Annotated in this window: 10 protein-coding genes and 2 pseudogenes; 10 read left to right on the forward strand and 2 right to left on the reverse strand. The window is 70.0% G+C overall.

Translation table 11 applies throughout. The features are described 5' to 3' along the window. Nucleotides 1–156 precede the first annotated feature (156 nt). The 4 genes from mrcB (at nucleotide 157) to tsaB (ending at nucleotide 6032) form a co-directional block, all read left to right on the forward strand. The gene (mrcB, locus tag CSC78_RS10080) at nucleotides 157–2541 is read left to right on the forward strand and encodes a penicillin-binding protein 1B (protein WP_379608814.1); all 2385 of its coding nucleotides are present in this window, start codon (nucleotides 157–159) and stop codon (nucleotides 2539–2541) included. Continuing rightward, nucleotides 2538–3125 (forward strand): tetratricopeptide repeat protein, encoded by a 588-nt coding sequence (locus CSC78_RS10085; RefSeq protein WP_162337780.1) that lies wholly within the window; start codon nucleotides 2538–2540, stop codon nucleotides 3123–3125. Before mrcB ends, CSC78_RS10085 begins: the two co-directional genes overlap by 4 nt. A gap of 61 nt (nucleotides 3126–3186) precedes the next feature. Further along, entirely contained in the window at nucleotides 3187–5232 is a 2046-nt protein-coding gene (locus CSC78_RS10090; RefSeq protein ID WP_162337781.1) for an ATP-dependent DNA helicase, read from the forward strand. 56 nt (nucleotides 5233–5288) lie between these two features. After that, a complete protein-coding gene (gene tsaB, locus CSC78_RS10095) occupies nucleotides 5289–6032 on the forward strand; it encodes a tRNA (adenosine(37)-N6)-threonylcarbamoyltransferase complex dimerization subunit type 1 TsaB (protein WP_162337782.1) in 744 nt (247 codons plus the stop codon). Nucleotides 6033–6044: 12 nt separating this feature from the next. Here the strand turns inward: tsaB and CSC78_RS10100 are convergent, their stop codons facing one another. Beyond that, entirely contained in the window at nucleotides 6045–6920 is an 876-nt protein-coding gene (locus CSC78_RS10100; protein WP_162337783.1) for an energy transducer TonB, read from the reverse strand. A 1-nt stretch (nucleotide 6921) separates the two neighbouring features. Next, a complete protein-coding gene (gshB, locus tag CSC78_RS10105; RefSeq protein ID WP_162337784.1) occupies nucleotides 6922–7869 on the reverse strand; it encodes a glutathione synthase in 948 nt (315 codons plus the stop codon). Between the two features lie 243 nt (nucleotides 7870–8112). Here gshB and CSC78_RS10110 point away from each other — a divergent pair, with 243 nt between their 5' ends. The 6 genes and pseudogenes from CSC78_RS10110 (at nucleotide 8113) to CSC78_RS10130 (ending at nucleotide 18597) form a co-directional block, all read left to right on the forward strand. Next, a complete protein-coding gene (locus CSC78_RS10110) occupies nucleotides 8113–8514 on the forward strand; it encodes a response regulator (protein WP_055940451.1) in 402 nt (133 codons plus the stop codon). A 53-nt stretch (nucleotides 8515–8567) separates the two neighbouring features. After that, nucleotides 8568–9098 carry a chemotaxis protein CheW gene (locus CSC78_RS10115; RefSeq protein ID WP_162337811.1) on the forward strand — a complete coding sequence of 177 codons (531 nt, stop codon included), beginning with the start codon at nucleotides 8568–8570 and terminating at the stop codon, nucleotides 9096–9098. 33 nt (nucleotides 9099–9131) lie between these two features. Next, entirely contained in the window at nucleotides 9132–11168 is a 2037-nt protein-coding gene (locus CSC78_RS10120) for a methyl-accepting chemotaxis protein (RefSeq protein ID WP_162337785.1), read from the forward strand. Between the two features lie 111 nt (nucleotides 11169–11279). Further along, nucleotides 11280–11531, forward strand: a pseudogene (locus tag CSC78_RS19325) (Hpt domain-containing protein); the annotation flags it as partial. A gap of 168 nt (nucleotides 11532–11699) precedes the next feature. Further along, nucleotides 11700–17369, forward strand: a pseudogene (locus CSC78_RS10125) (Hpt domain-containing protein); the annotation flags it as partial. Then, on the forward strand, nucleotides 17356–18597 hold the full coding sequence (locus CSC78_RS10130; protein ID WP_162337787.1) for a chemotaxis protein CheB: 1242 nt from the start codon (nucleotides 17356–17358) through the stop codon (nucleotides 18595–18597). The pseudogene CSC78_RS10125 and the gene CSC78_RS10130, both read left to right, overlap by 14 nt. The last annotated feature ends 2 nt before the right edge of the window (nucleotides 18598–18599 follow it).

The following is an 18599-nucleotide window of genomic DNA, read 5'->3' on the forward strand; positions in this document are numbered from 1 at the left end:
GCGTTGTCGAGCTGGTAACGGAGCAGGGGCGGCACGGGTCTCAGTCTGAATCGATGGATGTCGGCCGGCCGGCCATCCCTGGGGGACTGCGCTAGACTCGCCCGACTTCCCATTGTCGCATCCCCTGTGGCCCGCAACGACTACGACGACGAAGCACTGGACGAAGACGACATCGACGACGGCGACGGCCCCGGCTGGCGGCAGCGCCTGCTGACGTGGGGCCTGGCCGCGGTGGGCCTGGGCCTGGGGTTCCTGATCCCCTACACGATGTACCTGAACCATCAGGTCACCGAGCGTTTCGGCGAGTTGCGCTGGCAGATCCCAACCCGCGTCTATGCGCGGCCGTTGCAGGTCGCGCCGGGGCTGGCGATGGACGCGCAGACGCTGAAGACCGAACTCGATGCGGCGGCCTACCGCGACGATGGTGCCGGCGAGCGCCCCGGGACCTACGCGCGCGACGGCGGTCGCTTCACCATTTCCAGCCGCGGCTTCATCGACGTGGACGGGCGCGTGGCGCCGCGCCGGCTGCAGGTCAGCCTGTCCGACGGCCGCGTCGCCGCGGTGCGCGACCTTGGCCGCAAGCAGAACCTCAAGGCGGCGCGGCTGGATCCGGCGCGCATCGCCACGCTGTACGGGCAGAAGCAGGAAGAGCGCCGGCTGGTGCGGCTGGAGGAAGTGCCGGAACTGCTGGTGACCGGCCTGCAGGCGGTCGAGGACCGCGACTTCAAGGACCACCACGGCATCGACCTGTCGGGCATGGTGCGCGCGGCATGGCTGCTGGTGCGTTCCGGTGGCGATACGAAGCAGGGCGCCAGCACGCTGACCCAGCAGCTGGCGCGCAGCGGCCTGCTGGGGATCGGCAAGGAACAGACGCCGACACGCAAGTTCAACGAGATCCTTTATGCGCTGATCCTGGAAGCGCGCTACGACAAGCGCACCATCCTCGAGGCGTATTTCAACCAGGTCGATCTGGGCCAGCGTGGCAGCCAGGCGATCCATGGCGTCGCCGCCGGTGCGGAATTCTGGTTCGGCCGCGACCTGGACAGCCTGACCACCGAACAGGTCGCGCTGCTGATCGGACTGGTCAAGGGTCCGTCCTGGTACAACCCGCGACGCAATCCGGAGCGCGCCACCGAACGGCGCGACTATGTGCTCTCCAAGCTGCACGAAACAGGCCTCATCGATGATGCCGAATACGCGCGCGCGCGCGCCGCACCGCTGGGCGTGACCAAGACGCCGGGCATGGCCGCGGCCAATCGCTTCCCCGCCTACGTGGATCTGGTCCGCCGCCAGCTGGCGCGCGACTATCCCGAGAGCGCCCTGCAGGGCGCGGGCCTGAGCGTGCTGACCGGCATGTCGCCGTCGGCGCAGGCGTATGCGGAAGCGTCGGTGACGCGCACGATCAAGGCGCTGGAGAACAAGCGCCGTCCGCCGCTGCAGGCCGGCATGGTGGTGACCGACGTGCACGACGGCGACGTGCTGGCCGTGGTCGGTAGCCGCAACGTGGCGGAAGTCGGCTTCAACCGCGCCGTCGAGGCCCAGCGGCCGGTCGGTTCGCTGCTAAAGCCCTTCGTCTACCTGCTCGCACTGGCCCAGCCGGACCAGTATTCGCTCGCAACCTGGGTCGACGACTCCCCGGTGACCGTGCAGTTGGGCAAGAACCGGCGCTGGACGCCGGACAACGCCGACCGCCGCAGCCACGGCACCGTGCGGCTGGTCGATGCGCTGGCGCGTTCGTACAACCAGGCCACCGTGCGCGTGGGCATGAAGGTCGAACCGGACCGCCTGGCGCAGCTCATCCGCGTGCTGGCCGGCATCCAGGCCGAACCCAACCCGGCCTTGATCCTGGGTTCCACGGACCAGAGCCCGTACGCGATGGCGCAGCTGTACCAGTTCCTCGCCTCCGGCGGCGAGATCCAGCCGCTGCACGCGGTGCGCGGCGTGCTCGATCCCGACGGCAAGCTGCTCAAGCGCTACGACAAGACGCCGGCGCCCGCGCAGGAAGGCGATTCCATCGCCGCCAACCTCATCACGGTGGCCTTGCAGCAGGTCGTGTCGAACGGCACCGGCCGCCAGCTGATCGGCGATGGCCTGGGCAGGTTGCAGTCGGCCGGCAAGACCGGCACCAGCAACGACAGCCGCGACAGCTGGTATGCGGGCTATACCGGCGACCACCTCGCGGTGGTGTGGATGGGCAACGACCAGAACGAGCAGACCGGCCTGTACGGTGGCACCGGTGCCATGCGCGTGTGGTCGGGCCTGTTCGCGCGGTTGCCCAGTGCACCGCTGAAGGTGTCGGGCAAGGGCCTGGACTGGCAGTGGGTAGTCGGGTCCAACAGTACCGACGCCAGCTGTCCGGAAGCCCGGCAGCTGCCGTTCGTCTCCGGCTTCGCGCCGGCCTACGCGCCGTGCGTCATCGAGCAGGTGCCGGTCGAAGGCGAAGAGCAGGACGGTGGCGGCTGGCGCAGCTGGTTCGGCCTGGACCGCAAGAAGGAAGAACCCGCACCGCCTCCCCAGGACCCGCCCGCGCAACAACCATGAAGATGAAGTACGCCTTCCCCCTCCTGCTGATCCTGCTGGCCGGTTGCGTCTCCGCACCGGTGCCCGAGGCACCGGTCGTACGCGATCCGGTGACGCCGGACCAGCGTGTCGCCGCGATCCATGCCGCCGCGGGCGCCGACGACCGCGAGCTCGCCGTGCAGCCGTTGCGCGATCCACAGGTCGAGGACCTGCGTGAGACGGCGCAGCAGGCACGCGCGTCGCGCGATGTCGCCAGGGCGGCGGACGCATTGAACCAGGCCTTGCTGCTGGTGCCGGACGATCCTGCCGTGCTGCAGGAACGGGCCGAAGTGGCGATGCTGCAGGGCGACTACGCACGCGCCGACACGCTGGCGCAGCGCGCCTTCCAGCTGGGTTCGCAGGTGGGTCCGCTGTGCCGCCAGCACTGGGAAACCGTGCGCCAGGTGCGCCAGCACGAACTCGCGGTGCATCAACCGTTGCCCGCACGCCACACGCCGGAGGATGCCGCCGCCCATGCCGCGCGCGCTGCGGCCCTGCAAGCGGCGATCGCCGAGGCGGAGAGCAAGCGCGATGCGTGCACCGTGCCGGTGATCGAGCGGATGTGAGGCGCATGCCGCGTCCGTGACGCGGTACCCTTGCCGCTGCACGCCGCCCTCCGTTTTCCCGATGTCCCAGCTAGCCCAGGCCAGCCGCGACGCCCTCAGCGAGGGCGGTGCGCTGGCGGAACGACTCGATGCCTTCGCGCCCCGCGATGCACAGCAGCGCCTGACGGCGGCGATCGCCGACGCCTTCGATGCGCGCGACGTGCTGCTCGCCGAGGCCGGCACGGGCACCGGCAAGACCTTCGCCTATCTGGTGCCTGCGCTGCTGTCGGGGCTGAAGACCATCGTCTCCACCGGCACGCGCGCGCTGCAGGACCAGCTCTACCACCGCGACCTGCCGCGCGTGCGCGATGCGCTCGGCGTGGCCGGACTGAAGTCCGCGCTGCTGAAGGGGCGCAGCAATTACCTGTGCCGCTACCGCCTGAACCAGGCCAAGGGCGACCCGCAGGCGCTGCGCACCACGTTCACCAGTCGCGAGCAGGTCGACCAATTCCAGCGCATCGTCGCCTGGGGCGGACGCACCAAATTCGGCGACATGGCGGAGCTGGCCGCGTTGCCGGACGACTCGCCGCTGCTGCCGCTGGTCACGTCCACCATCGACAACTGCCTGGGCAGCGAGTGCCCGTTCTGGGAAGACTGCTTCGTGGTGCAGGCACGCCAGCGCGCGCAGTCCGCGGACATCGTGGTGGTCAACCACCACCTGCTCCTCGCCGACCTGGCGCTGAAGCAGGAAGGCTTCGGCGAGATCCTGCCGGGCGCGCAGGCGTTCGTCATCGACGAAGCGCACCAGCTGCCCGAACTGGCCGCGAACTTCTTCGGTGAAGGCTTCGGCATGCGCCCGTTGCAGGAACTGGCGCGCGACTGCCTGACCGAGTCGAAGGACGCGGCCGGCGCGCTGTCGGCGCTGCAGCCGCCCGTGCGCGCGCTGGAGCAGGCACTGCGCGAACTGCGCGCGGCGATGGAAGGGTTGCCCGCACGGGGCACGCGCGAGCGCCTGCTCGCCAAGCCCGGCGTCGCGGCCGGCTTCGATGCGCTCGCTGGTGCGCTGGATGAGCTCACCGCCGCGCTCGCGCCGCTGGTCGAGGCCTCGCTGGGACTGGAAGCGTGCGCGGCACGCGCGAAGGAGTTCGCCACCCGGCTGACGCGCTGGTACGCGGCGCCGACCACGGATGCCTTCGACGATGACGCCGCGCCAGCCGACGACGCCAGCGACGTCCTCTGGTACGAACTGACGCCGCGCGCGTTCCGCTGCCAGCGCACGCCGCTCGATGTTTCCGGCCCGTTGCGCCAGCACCGCGAGCAGTCGCGCGCGGCGTGGGTGTTCACCTCGGCCACGCTGGCGGTCGGTGGGCGCTTCGACCACCTCGCCGTGCGGCTGGGCCTGGACGATCCGCCGACGCTGTTGCAGCCGAGTCCGTTCGACTGGCCGCAGCAGGCGCTGTGCTACCTGCCGACCGGGTTGCCCGATCCGAATGCGCCGGGCTACGGCCAGGGGCTGATCGCGACCTTGCGGCCCGTGCTGGAGGCGTCGAAGGGGCGCGCGTTCCTGCTGTTCGCGTCGCACCGTGCGTTGCGCGAGGCCGCGGAGGCGCTGCGTGGCGGCCCGTGGCCGTTGTTCGTGCAGGGCGAGGCGCCACGCGGCACGTTGCTGGAGCGGTTCCGCGAATCCGGCAACGGCGTGCTGCTGGGCGCGGCGAGTTTCCGCGAAGGCGTCGACGTGGTCGGCGATGCGCTGAGCGTGGTGATGGTCGACAAGCTGCCGTTCGCCGCGCCGGACGATCCGGTGTTCGAGGCGCGGCTGGAGGCGGTGCGCCGTTCCGGCGGCAATCCGTTCCGTGACGAGCAACTGCCGCAGGCGGTGATCGCGCTGAAGCAGGCGGTCGGCCGGCTGATCCGCAGCGAGACCGACCGCGGCGTGCTGGTGCTGTGCGATCCGCGCCTGACCGGCAAGCCGTACGGGCGCGTGTTCCTCGACTCGCTGCCGCCGTTCCGCCGCACGCAGCGTGTGCAGGACGTGCAACGCTTCTTCGGCGCTGAGGTCGAGGAAGACATCGTGGCGCCGACCCGCGCCAGGGATTCGGACGACTGGTTCGCCGATGCGCGCTTCTGACCGCCGCCTTCGTGCCCAACGTTTAAGCTAGGCGCCTCACGACTTTCCCGCTGCCCATGAAGCTGCTCGCCTTCGAAACCGCCACCGAAGCCTGTTCCGTCGCCGTCCATGTCGATGGCGAGGTGCGCGAGCGCTTCGAGATCGCGCCGCGGCGGCATGCCGAACTCGCGCTGCCGTGGGCGGAGCAGTTGCTGGCCGATGCGGGCCTCGCGCGCAGCCAGCTCGACGCCATCGCGCTGAGCCGTGGTCCGGGTGCTTTCACCGGCGTGCGCCTGGCCATCGCGCTCGCGCAGGGCATCGCGCTGGCGCTGGACCGCCCGCTGGTGCCGGTGTCCACGCTCGCCGTGCTGGCCGCGCAGGTGCCGCCACCGCCGGTGACCGCAGGCGAGGGCGGCTGCGATGTCGGTATTCCGCATCCCATCCTGGCCGCCATCGATGCGCGCATGGGCGAGATCTACACCGGCACCTTCGTGCATCGCGGCGACCGCCTCGAGGCGACGTCGGGGGAAGCCGTGATCGCACCGGCCGACTACGCGCTGGCCGGCGACGATGGTGGCTGGATCGGCGTAGGCACCGGTTTTGCGGCTGGCGACGGTGCGCTCGCCACGCGCCTGCAGGCCCGTTTCGCCCGCGTCGATGCGCAGGCGTTGCCGCACGCGGCGGATCTCGCGCGGCTGGCGGCGGACGCTTTCCGCCGGGGCGAGGTGGTCGCGCCGGAACTTGTCGAACCGGCCTACCTGCGCAACAACGTCGCGCTGACCTTGGCAGAACAGAAAGCCCTGCGCGCCTCGCGCGCCTGACCGCGTCGCGCGCTACTCGTCGCGCACTTCACCGCCCGGCAGGAAGCGCCAGGTGCGGGTGACGTGCAGGATGTCGACGTTCTCGGCCGTCTCCGGCAGCGGTGGGAACGGCGAGGACAACTGCACGATGCGCTGCGCGGTGGAGTCCAGCAGCGGGATGCCGCTGGACTGGATGATGCGCGTCTGCTCGACGCTGCCGTCGCGGCGCACGGCCACGCTGATCACCAGCGTGCCGGCCAGGCGCCGGCGGCGCGCTTCGTCGGGATAGTTGAGGTTGCCGACGCGCTCGGCGCGGTCCACCCAGGCGCGCAGGTAATTCGCGTAGACGTATTCCTTGGTGCTGGCCGAGACGAACTTGCGCTTCGGCCGCTTGGCGTACAGCTCCGAGCGCAGGTGGTACTCCGCTGCCAGTCGCGCCATCTCGGCATCGCGCTGCACCTTCTGTTCGCCCTGCGGCAGCTCGGGCCGGTCCGGCTGCGGGCGCGCTTCCGCGGCCGGCGCGCGGGTGTCGCTGTCGCGCGTGGTCACCACGCGGCTTTCCGGCGGCGGCACCGGTGCGGTGGTCTGCGCACGCAGCGGTTGCGGCGCCAGGCCGGTGTCGGGTTGCGGAATCCAGCCGGCCTGGCTGTCGCGCGGACGCTTGGCCTGCTCGCTCTCGCCGCCGCCCTGCTGGCTGGCCGCAGCGAGGAAGTCGGCTTCCTTCGGTGTCAGCGGCGTGCTGGTCTGGCTGAGGATCACGTCCAGCGTCGGCATCACCGGCGCGGCGTCATCCAGGGCGAAGCCCACGCCGAGCACCAGCAGGCCGTGCACGATCAGCGACAGCGCCAGGGTGGCGCCGAGGCGTTCGTTCGCGCCGATCTTCGGCGGGCTTGCCGGTACGGCGGACATCTCAGGCCGCCAGCTTCTTCTCGATGGCGTCGAACAGCTGGCCGGCGATGTTCAGTCCGTACTGGCCGTCCAGCTCGCGCACGCAGGTGGGGCTGGTCACGTTGACCTCGGTCAGGTAGTCGCCGATCACGTCCAGGCCGACGAACAGCATGCCGCGCCGCTTCATCTCCGGCCCGACCTGCGCCGCGATCCAGCGGTCGCGCTCGCTCAGCGGACGGCCTTCGCCGCGGCCGCCGGCGGCCAGGTTGCCGCGGAACTCGTCACCCTGCGGGATGCGCGCCAGCGCGTAGTCCACCGGCTCGCCGTCGACCAGCAGCACGCGCTTGTCGCCGTCCTTGATGCCGGGGATGAAGCGCTGGGCCAGGGTCAGGCTGCCATCGCCGATCAAGGTTTCCAGGATGACGTTGGTGTTGGGGTCGCCGGCCTTCACGCGGAAGATCGAGCGGCCGCCCATGCCGTCCAGCGGTTTCAGCACCGCCTCGCCGTGCTCGGCCACGAAGGCCTTCAGCGCGGCCGGGTCGCGGCTCACCAGGGTCGGCGGGCAGCACTGCGGGAAGAGCAGCGCCGCCAGCTTCTCGTTGAAATCGCGCAGGCCCTGCGGGTCGTTGACGATCAGCGCGCCGGCCTGCTGCGCGATGCCCAGCACGTGGGTGTCGTAGAGGTACTGCTCGTCGACCGGCGGGTCCTTGCGCATCAGTACGACCTGGCCAGGGCCGAAGGTCAGCGTGCGCGTGTCGCCGAGGGTCGACCAGCCGGCCTTGTCGTCCTTCACCGTCAACGCCGCGACCTGGGCCTGGGCCACGCCCTCGCGCAGCGACAGCCGGCCGGGGATGACGTAATGGAGGCGGTGACCGCGCCGCTGGGCTTCCAGCAGCATGGCGAAGGTGGTGTCCTTGGCGATCTTGATGGACCCGATCGGGTCCATGACGACGATGACGTCCAGCGGCATGGGGAGCGGTTCTGCGGGAGACGCCGCATGGTATCAGGGCGGGCGTCGGCGCCGCCCCGGACGCCGGCGGAACACCGCGTTCGCGCGGCGGCGGAAAATTGAGACGTGGATCGCATGATGCCGTTCAGCGACGCGGACCGGAAAGGCGTGGCTTGACAGTGCGCGCCGGGATGGGGGATATAGGCAGCAACGCAGCGTGGCCGGTTCGTCAATGAAGCCACGCGCGCATGGGGAAATCAGGTAATGACGCAGAACGAAGGCCAGGCCGGTGGACTCCACGGCCTACGGGTCATGGTGATCGATGACTCGAAAACCATCCGCCGCACCGCAGAAACCCTGCTCAAGCGCGAGGGTTGCGAAGTCGTGACCGCGACGGACGGGTTCGAGGCCTTGGCCAAGATCGCCGACCAGCAGCCGCAGATCATCTTCGTGGACATCATGATGCCGCGCCTGGACGGTTACCAGACCTGTGCGCTGATCAAGAACAACCAGGTGTTCAAGTCCACGCCGGTCATCATGCTGTCGTCCAAGGACAGCCTGTTCGACAAGGCGCGCGGGCGCATCGTCGGCTCGGAGCAGTATTTGACCAAGCCGTTCACGCGCGAGGAGCTCCTCGACGCCATCCGCGCCCACGTCAGCACCTGAGGGGCTGGCGCCATGACGATCATTCGCACTGAAGGCACAGGGGGCGGGCGATGATCCGCACACCGTTCGATACGCTGGCCGAATACGAGCGCCGCAGCCTGGCGCACGCCGTGGTGCAGCCGGCGCGCGAGATCGCGCAGGACCAGTACCGCGGCGTCGGCTACCGCGTCGGCAAGCGCAGGCTGATTTCCAACTTCGGGGAAGTGGTGGAAATCGTGCAGATGCCGCCGGTCACACCGGTGCCGGGCGCGCAGCCTTGGCTGCTGGGGATCGGCAACCTGCGCGGCAACCTGTTTCCGGTCGTGGACCTGAAGCAGTTCCTCGAAGGCGAGCGCACCGTGCTGCACGAGGGCCAGCGCGTGCTGGTCATGCGCCAGGCCGGCGGCGACGTCGCGCTGACCATCGACGAGTTGTACGGCCAGCGCAGCTTCCACGAATCGCAGCAGGTCGAGCCGGGGGAACTGGCGGACGGCCGCTACGGGCATTTCATCGATCGTGCTTTCGCCAGCGACGATCAGCGGTGGGGCGTCTTCGCGCTGGGTTTGCTGGCGCGCACGCCCGAATTCCGCCAGACCGCGCTCTGAGCGCGGACGACAAGAACAATCAGGGGTTGAACGATGAGCACTGCGACGGATTCTCCTAGCGCCGGCAAGGTCGGCAGTTTCGGCAACAATTTCTGGCTGCTGCTGCTGGCGTTGTCGGTGCTGGTCTTCGGTGCCAACACCGGCGTGGCTACCTACCAGGGCAGTCGCCTGTCCGGCGCCAGCACCGGCGCTTCGGACATGCGCGTGCTGTCGCAGCAGCTGGCCAACCAGGGCAGGGAGGCGGTCGCCGGCAACGCCGAGGCGTTCAAGGCGTTCAAGGAAACCAAGCAGTCGGTCGAATCCACCGTGTCCGACCTGCAGGCGCGCTTCGGCAACGAAGGCGCCATCTCCGGCCCGCTGGCCAAGCTGAGCGCCACCTGGGCGCCGCTGGGCAAGAACGCCGACCAGATCGTCACGTCCGAGGCCGCGGTGCTGGCGCTCGCCGGCAACGCCGACCGTTTCGCCACGCAGGTGCCGCAGCTGCAGGCGCAGCTCAACGAAGTCGTGCGTGCCATGTCCGCCGGCGGCGCACCGTCGTCGCAGATCTACAGCGCGCTGCAGCAGGTCGTGCTGGCCGGCACCATGGCCCGCCGCGTGACCGAAATCCGCGCCGGTGGCGCGGGCGCCGCGACCGCCGGCGACGCGCTGGGCCGCGACGCCGTGCTGTTCGGCCAGGTGCTGGACGGCCTGCGCGACGGCAATCCGGACCTGGGCATCGCGCCGGTCCGCAACGCCGCGGCGCTGTCGGCGCTGCAGAACTCGCAGACCCTGTGGACGGCGATGAAGAAGGACCTGGACGCGATCCTGGCCAGCTCGCGCAACCTGTTCGCCGCGCAGTCGGCGGCGGCCGCGCTGACCAACGGCTCCGGCCAGATGCTCCAGGACAGCACCAACCTGTTCCAGGCGTTCTCGGCCTTCGGCTCGGTGCGCGACACGCGCCTGTTCCCGAACTTCTGGCTCGGCATCGCCTCGGGTATCGCGGCGCTGGTGTCCATCATCGGCCTGTTGTGGTCGCTGTACCGCACCCGCCAGCGCGAGCAGGAAATGCGCTACCAGACGCAGGTGGAATACAACAGCCGCAACCAGCAGGCGATCATGCGGCTGCTGGACGAAATCAGTTCGCTGGGTGAAGGCGACCTGACGGTGAAGGCGTCGGTGACCGAGGACATGACCGGCGCCATCGCGGACGCCATCAACTACGCCGTGGACGAACTGCGCAACCTGGTGACGACGATCAACGACACCTCGGTGCAGGTGGCGGCCTCGACCCAGGAAACCCAGGCCACCGCGCTGCAACTGGCGGAAGCCGCCGGCCACCAGGCCGACCAGATCACCACCGCGTCCGACCGCATCAGCGAGATCGCGACCAGCATCGACCAGGTGTCGAAGAACTCCACCGAGTCCGCCGAAGTGGCGCAACGCTCGGTGCAGATCGCGACCGAGGGTGCCGGCGTGGTGCGCGAGACGATCCGCGGCATGGACCAGATCCGCGACCAGATCCAGGAAACCTCCAAGCGCATCAAGCGACTGGGCGAGTCCTCGCAGGAAATCGGCTCGGTCGTGGAACTGATCAACGACATTTCCGAACAGACCAACATCCTGGCGCTCAACGCGGCCGTGCAGGCGGCCTCGGCCGGTGAGGCGGGCCGCGGTTTCGCGGTCGTGGCCGACGAAGTGCAGCGCCTCGCCGAACGCACCTCGGGCGCGACGCGCCGCATCGAATCGCTGGTGCAGACCATCCAGGCCGATACCAACGAAGCGGTCAGCTCGATGGAGCAGACCACCGCCGAAGTGGTGTCCGGTGCGCGACTGGCCGAGGACGCGGGTACCGCGCTGGGCGAGATCGAGCGCGTGTCGAACGACCTGAACAACCTCATCAAGGGCATCTCCAGCGCCGCGCAGCAGCAGTCGTCGGCCGCCCTCGACATCACCCAGACGATGGGCGTGATCCGCCAGATCACCTCGCAGACCTCGCTGGGCGCCGGGCAGACCGCCGAATCCATCGGACACTTGGCGCAGTTGGCCGCGGACCTGCGCCGTTCGGTCGCCGACTTCAAGCTGCCGGGCTGAGGACGGGACGCACTGCATGAACTTCCTACGCCTTCCCGCCTGCCAGCAGCGCGAGGCTGACGGTTCCGCCGTCGCCGCGGGAGCACGCCGATGAGTGCGCTCCGCGAAGCCATGAGCCACGCCGTGCTCGGCTGGGTGAAACCCGAGCTGGACGAAACCTTGCGCCTGGTCCGCCAGGAGATCGAAGCGTTCGTCGAAACGCCGTCGGACACCAGCCGCATGCGCTTCTGCGCCGGCTACCTGCACCAGGTGCAGGGCACCCTGCGCATGGTGGAACTGTATGCGCCGGCGATGGTGGCCGAAGAACTCGAACTGCTCGCCAAGGCGCTGCAGGACGGCGGCGTGGGCGACCGCGACGAAGCCTGCGCCACGCTGATGCGCGGTGCGGTGCTGCTGCCGGATTACCTGGAGCGCCTGCAGGAAGGCCACCGCGACATTCCGATCGTGCTGCTGCCGCTGCTCAACGAGATACGCGCCTCGCGTGGCGCGCCGGGCCTCAACGAGAGCATGCTGTTCCCGGCCGGCGCCCGCGATGAGGCGGCACCCAGCGAAGCCGAGATCGACCACGCGCGCAGCAGCCTCAGCGGCCGCAACCGCGAGCTGCTCGACACCGTCGGCAATGCGGTGAAGGAAGAACTGCTGCGGGTGAAGGACGCGCTGGATCTGCACCTGCGCACGGGCAGCGACGCGAACGAACTCGACTCGCAGGTCACCGAACTGGGCAACGTCGCCGATACGCTCGGCATGATGGGCCTGGGCGTGGCACGGGACGTGGTGCTGCAGCAGCGCGACACGCTGCGCGAGGTGGCCTCCGGGTCGCGTCCGGCCGACGAGGGCACGCTGCTCGATGTCGCCGGTGCGCTGCTGTACGTCGATGCGTCGCTGGACGACCAGGTCGCGCGTCTGGGCAGCGGCGATGCCGTGCAGGACCCGAGCGCCGCCGAATCGCAGCGCACGGTCGAGATCCTCGCGCAGGAAGCCATCATCAACTTCGCCGGCGCGCGCGAGCGCTTCGTCGCCTTCATCGAAACCAACTGGGACCACGCCGAACTGGCGGACGTCCCGCGCCTGCTGGACGAAGTGGCGGGCGCGCTGCGCATGCTCGAACTCGGCCAGGCCGGCGACTACGTGGTCGGCGTGAAGCGCTACGTCAGCGGTGAGCTGATCGGCAAGAAGCGCGTGCCCGGTGGCCAGCAGCTGGACACGCTGGCCGATGCGATGGCCAGCCTGGAGTACTACCTGGAAGCGCTGCGCGAGCGGCGCCCCAACCGCGAGGACATCCTCGAGATCACCCGCGGCAGCCTGGAAGCCCTGCGCTACTGGCCGCTGCCGGCGGACGCCGTCGCGCCCGTAGAGACGCCCGCTGTCGAAGCGCCGGCCGCCACGGCGGCACCGGTCGCCGATGCGCCCTCCGTGGCGCACGTCGAGCCCGTCGTCGAACCCGCGCCGGCATCGTTCGGTGCGCTCTCGCTTGAGCCCCTCGATGCCATGCCGCCGTCCAACGCCGGCGCGAACCCGTTCGATCCGGTCGGCTTCGAGGAAGACAGCGCACCATCGCCGTCGCCGGCCGAGGAGCAGACGCCTGCGTTCGACCTGCCGGTCGATGCGGGTGACATCGCCGTGGCCGATGCGCCAGCCGATGCCGACGACAGCGCCGCGCTCGACGTGCCGGTCGAAACCTCCGCCGCGGACGTGTCCGCGCCGGTGGTCGAATCCGATGCGCTGCCCGACCTGCGGCACGAGATCGCCGCCGCCGCGGCCGCCGTGCCGTCCGCCGTCGTCGGCGGCTTCGATGGCGACAGCACCGACATCGACGACGACATCCGCGAGGTCTTCCTCGAGGAGTTCGACGAAGAGATCGTCAACCTGCGGCAGCTGCTGCCGGCCTGGCGCAGCAATACCGAAGACCTGGAACGCCTGCGGCCGATCCGCCGCGTGTTCCACACGCTGAAGGGCAGTGGCCGCCTGGTCGGCGCCAAGACCCTCGGCGAGTTCAGCTGGAAAGTCGAGAACATGCTCAACCGCGTGCTCGACCGCACGCGCGCACCGAGCCATGCCGTCGAAGTGCTGCTGGAGCAGGCCTGCGACACGCTGCCGCAGCTCAACGCCGCGCTGCGCGGCCAGGGCAGCGTCACCGCCGACCTGGCCGGCCTGCAGGACGTGGCCGACCGCCTCGCCGCGGGCGAGGACGCGTACTACAGCGCCGAGCCGACCGTGCTGGAAGAGGACGTCGAACTGGATGTCGTGGAGCCGGCCGCCGTGGCGCCCGTTTCCTTCGTCGACGAGGCGCCGGCCGTGTTCGAGCCGGAAGCCGAAGGCACGCCGGCCTCGGTCGATGCCGTGCTGCGCGAGATCCTCGAGGCGGAAGTCGACAACCACCTCGACACCGTCGATCACTGGCTGCAGAAGGCGCAGGTCGAGCCTGTGCCGGTCAGCGAGGAACTGCTGCGCGCGATCCACACGATGAACGGTGCGCTGGCGATGGCCGACGTGCCGGAAATCATCCACGTCACCTCGGCGGCTGAGCAGTACACCAAGCGCCTGCTGGCGGCCGGCGAAACGCCGACGCCGGAGGGCGTGGCTGCCTTCGCGGACACCGCGCAGGCGATCCGTCGCAGCGTCGCGGCGCTGCAGGCACCGTCGCCGCGCATCCCGGCGTTCGCCGCACTGGCGGGCCAGCTGCGCGCACTCGCCGACCGCCTCCCCGACCTGCGCCAGGGTGCGCAGATCGTGGACGACACCCGGCAGGGCACCTACGTCGGCCAGACGCCGATCGCGCCGCCGGTCGGCCCCTCGGATGTCGAGCTGCTGGCGATGGACCTGTCGGCGTATCTCGATGCCGAAGCGGCCAGCGGGGCTGGCGGATTCGACGCCACCCGTTCCGTCGAGGGCGCCACCGTCGGCGACGTCGCGACCCCGTCGACCGACGAGATCGCCAGCGACGCCACCGAAGCCGTGTCGTCGATCGACGCATCCACGGTTCCGGAAACACCGGCGCCGGTGGACCAGAGCGTCACCTTCTACGACATCGACTACCGCATCCTGCCGCGCACGCACGCGCCGGATGCCGAGCCTGCGGTCCAGGCGGGCAGCGACGCCCACGAGGACGAAGCGTTCGCCGAGGTGGAGGAGATCGTCGTTGCCGAAGCCGAAGCAGATGCCGGCCAGGCCGATGTGGCCGGGGATGCGTCGACGCCGATCGAAGAGCCCGTAGTTGTCTCCGGCGAGGACGTCATCGAGCAGGCATCCGACGAAGCGGTCCCCAGCGTCGAAGACGATGCCCTGGTGGTCGATGGCGACCTGCCCGCCTTCCTCGTCGAGGCGGACGACGCATCGCCGGCCGAGGCTGGCGATGGCGACGTAGTGGCAGAAGCGGATCTGTCCGTCGCGGACGATGGCGTCGCTGCGCAGGACGAAGCCGTTCCCACCGAACTTTCCGACACCGCGACGACCGCCGACGCGGAGACTGCCGCCTGGACGGCAGACGTCACCGACGCGGTCGAAGGGATCACCGTCGCAGGCGATGCCGACGAAGGTCCTGATGCCGCGACGGTCGCGGTGGAAGACGACGCAGTGGCGGTGGAAGCGCTGTCCGTTGCCCAGCAAGACGACGCGTCCGCCATCGATACCGCGTCCACGGATGACGCCGACGCCGCGCTTTCCATCGAGGATGCCCTCGTCGAGGAAACCGCGCCGGCACCGGCCGTTGACGAAACCGTCGAGATCCAGGACGTCGTGGATGTCGCGGACGTCGAAGACGCACCCGATGCGGAAGCACCCGCATCGCAGGACATCGAAGTCGAAGCCGTTGCCTCCGTCGAAGTCGAGGAGTCTGCCGTGACTGCACCCGCCGACATGCCGGAGCCGGAAGACGCGCTCGACCTGACCGGGCTCGACCTGGACCTGGTCGAGATCTTCATCGAGGAAGGCAACGACCTGCTGGACCACTCCGACGACCTCATCGCCAAGCTGCGCGAGACGCCGGAAGACCGCACGCTGCTCACCGGCCTGCAGCGCGATCTGCACACGCTGAAGGGCGGCGCCCGCATGGCGGGTATCCACGCCGTCGGCGACCTGGGCCACGCGATCGAGTCGATGCTGGAATCGATCGCGGGCCAGCGCACCGAGCTGGACCGCCGTGGCATCCAGTTGCTGGAACGCGGTTTCGACACCCTGCACGCCCAGCTCGCCCGTGTCACCGCGCGGCGCGCCGTCTCCATCCCGGACGGCATGATCGCGGAGTTCACGGCCCGCGCCCGCGGCATCGAACTGCCGGATGCGCCGGTGTCGGCGGAAACGCCGGCCGCACCGGTCGAACTGGCGCCGCTGTCGGCACCGATCGATACCGACGCCGCCGCACCGGTCGAGGAAGAGTTCTTCCCGGTCGGGCAACAGGAGCAGGTCCGCGTCCGCGCCGATCTGCTGGACCGCCTGGTCAACAACGCCGGCGAAGTCGCGATCTACCGCGCGCGCCTGGAGCAGCAGCTGGGCGCGTTCCGCGGCGCGATGGCGGAACTCGACCGCACCAACATCCGCATGCACGACCAGCTGCGCCGCCTCGATCTGGAAACGGAGGCGCAGATCGTCGCCCGCTACCAGCGCGAGCACGACAAGCAGGATCCGACCTTCGATCCGCTGGAACTGGACCGCTTCTCCACGCTGCAGCAGCTGAGCCGCGCGCTGGCCGAATCGGCCGCCGACATCAGCGGCCTGCAGGGCGTGCTGGACGACCTCGCGCGCCAGTACGACAGCCTGCTGCAGCAGCAGTCGCGCGTCAGCTCGGAGCTGCAGGACGGCCTGATGCGTGCGCGCATGCTGCCGTTCGAAGGCATCGTGCCGCGCCTGCGCCGCGTGCTGCGCCAGGCCGCGACCGAAACGCACAAGCAGGTCAGCCTGCAGTTCTCCGGCACGCACGGCGAAATGGACCGCAACGTGCTGGACCGCATGACCGCGCCGCTGGAACACCTGCTGCGCAACTCGGTCGCGCACGGCCTGGAAACGCCGAAGGAACGCCGCAAGGCCGGCAAGCCGGAAGAGGGCACCGTGCACGTGGCGCTGCGCCGCGAAGGCTCGGAAATGGTGCTGGAGGTGTCCGACGACGGCGCCGGCCTGAACCGCGACGCCATCCGCAAGCGCGCCGAACAGCGCGGCCTGCTGCAGCCGGGCGCCGTGCTCCCCGACACCGCGCTGGACCGCCTGATCCTGGAGCCCGGCTTCAGCACCGCCGACAAGGTCAGCCAGCTGGCCGGCCGTGGCGTGGGCATGGACGTGGTCTACAACGAAGTCCGCCAGCTGGGCGGTTCGCTGGAAATCAGCTCGGTGCCGGGCAAGGGGGCGACCTTCACCCTGCGCCTGCCGCAGACGCTGGCGGTCAGCCAGGCCGTGTTCGTGCAGATCGGCGAAACCCAGTTCGCGGTGCCGGTGGCGGCGGTCAGCGGTATCGGCCGCATCAGCCACGCCCGCTTCAGCGCCGGCGCGGGCAGCTACCACTACGCCGGCGAAGACTATCCGCTGTACAACCTCGGCCATCTGGTCGGCCAGGGCGCGGCCAAGGCCGAAGGCCAGCCGCAGGTGCCGTTGCTGCTCGTCCGTTCGGGCGACCTGCGTGCCGCCGTGGCGGTCGACCAGGTGCTCGGCAACCGCGAGATCGTGGTCAAGCCGGTCGGCCCGCAGATCGCCTCGATCCCCGGCATCTACGGCGCCACGATCACCGGCGACGGCAGCGTGGTGGTGATCCTGGACGCCGCACCGCTGGTGCGCCGCCACCTGGCGCAGCCGCAGGAGCCCGCGCAGCAGGCGCCCGCGGTGGAACAGCGCCGCGTGCCGCTGGTGATGGTGGTCGACGACTCGCTGACCATGCGCAAGGTGACCAGCCGCGTGCTGGAGCGCCACAACTTCGAGGTCAACGCCGCGCGCGATGGCGTCGAGGCGCTGGAGAAGCTGGAAGAGCGCGTGCCCGACCTGATGCTGCTCGACATCGAAATGCCGCGCATGGACGGGTACGAGCTGGCCACCGCGATGAAGGCCGATCCACGCTTCAAGGACGTGCCCATCGTCATGATCACCTCGCGTACCGGCGACAAGCATCGCCAGCGCGCCTTCGACATCGGCGTGCAACGCTACCTGGGCAAGCCGTACCAGGAGCTCGACCTGATGCGCAACGTGTACGACCTGCTGGGAATCGCCCGTGTCCGTGAGTGAAGCCAAACGCGTCGCCCTGCTGGCGCGCCCGGGCGAGGCGCGTGAGCGCCTGCGCGTGGCGCTGCACGAGGCCGGTGCCGAGATCGTGCTGGAAGACGACCCCAATGCACTCGATGCCGAGGCACTGGGCAACAGCGCGCCGCAGGTGGTGCTGGTGGCGCTGGAACCGGCCATCGAGGACAGCCTGGAGCGCTTCGACAGCGTGCTGCACGATCCCGCGGTCGCGGTGATCTTCGACGAAGCCGAATTGGCCGCGCGCCGCCAGGGCTGGGATGCCCAGCGCTGGGCGCGCCACCTGGCCGCCAAGCTGCACGGCCACCGCGACGTGCTGCCGCCTGGCCGCGAGGAAGACGTCGGCCTGCAACTCGAGCCTGGCTTGCCCGTCACGCCTGCGCAGTTGCACGAAGGCGACAACGTGTCCGATTACCTGGCGTCGGTCGCCGGCATGGCGCTGGAGCTGCCCAGCGACGATTTCGCCTACACCGGCAGTTTCCAGGCGCGCGAAACGGACGAGCAGGTGATCGACGCGGATGCCTGGCTGCGGTCGGCCTCCGCGCCGGCGGAAACCCCGTCCGCGCCGCCGCTGCCGGAAACGCCATCGGCCGTACCGCCGCCCCTGCCCCCTGCAGCGCCCGCAGCCTCCGGCTTCGACCTGTCCCGACTCGAGCTGGAGCCGCTGGAAGGCGGTGGTCTGGCGTCCGCGCGCATCCAGGGCGCCGTGCTGGTGTTCGCCGGCATCGGTGGACCCGACGCCGTGCGCAAGCTGCTGGCCGACCTGCCCACGGGCTTTCCCAAGCCGGTGATGGTGCACCTGCGCCTGGATGGCGGCCGCTACGACAACCTGGTCCGGCAGATGGAGCGCGTGTCGCACATGCCGGTCCTGCTCGCCGAAGCCGGCAAGAACGCCGATGCCGGACACGTCTACGTGCTGCCGGGCGACGTGGTGCCGTTCGTCGACGCGGGCGCAGTGGGCTTCCGTCCCGGCGCGGTGATCCACACGGTGATCCCGCAACTGCCGCCGACCGACAGCGCCGTGCTGCTGCTGAGCGGCAGCGACACCGCGCTGGTCGATGCCGCCGCCGCGCTGGGCAGCGAGGGTGCGCTGGTCATGGGCCAGTCGCAGGAAGGCTGCTACGACCCCGCCGCGCCCAAGGCGCTCGCGGCGCTCGGCGCCGACCTGGGATCGCCCGCGCAGATCGCGCAGCGCCTGACCGACCGCTGGTTCTGAGG

The sequence above is a fragment of the Pseudoxanthomonas japonensis genome, from assembly GCF_010093445.1.
Taxonomy (GTDB): domain Bacteria; phylum Pseudomonadota; class Gammaproteobacteria; order Xanthomonadales; family Xanthomonadaceae; genus Pseudoxanthomonas_A; species Pseudoxanthomonas_A japonensis.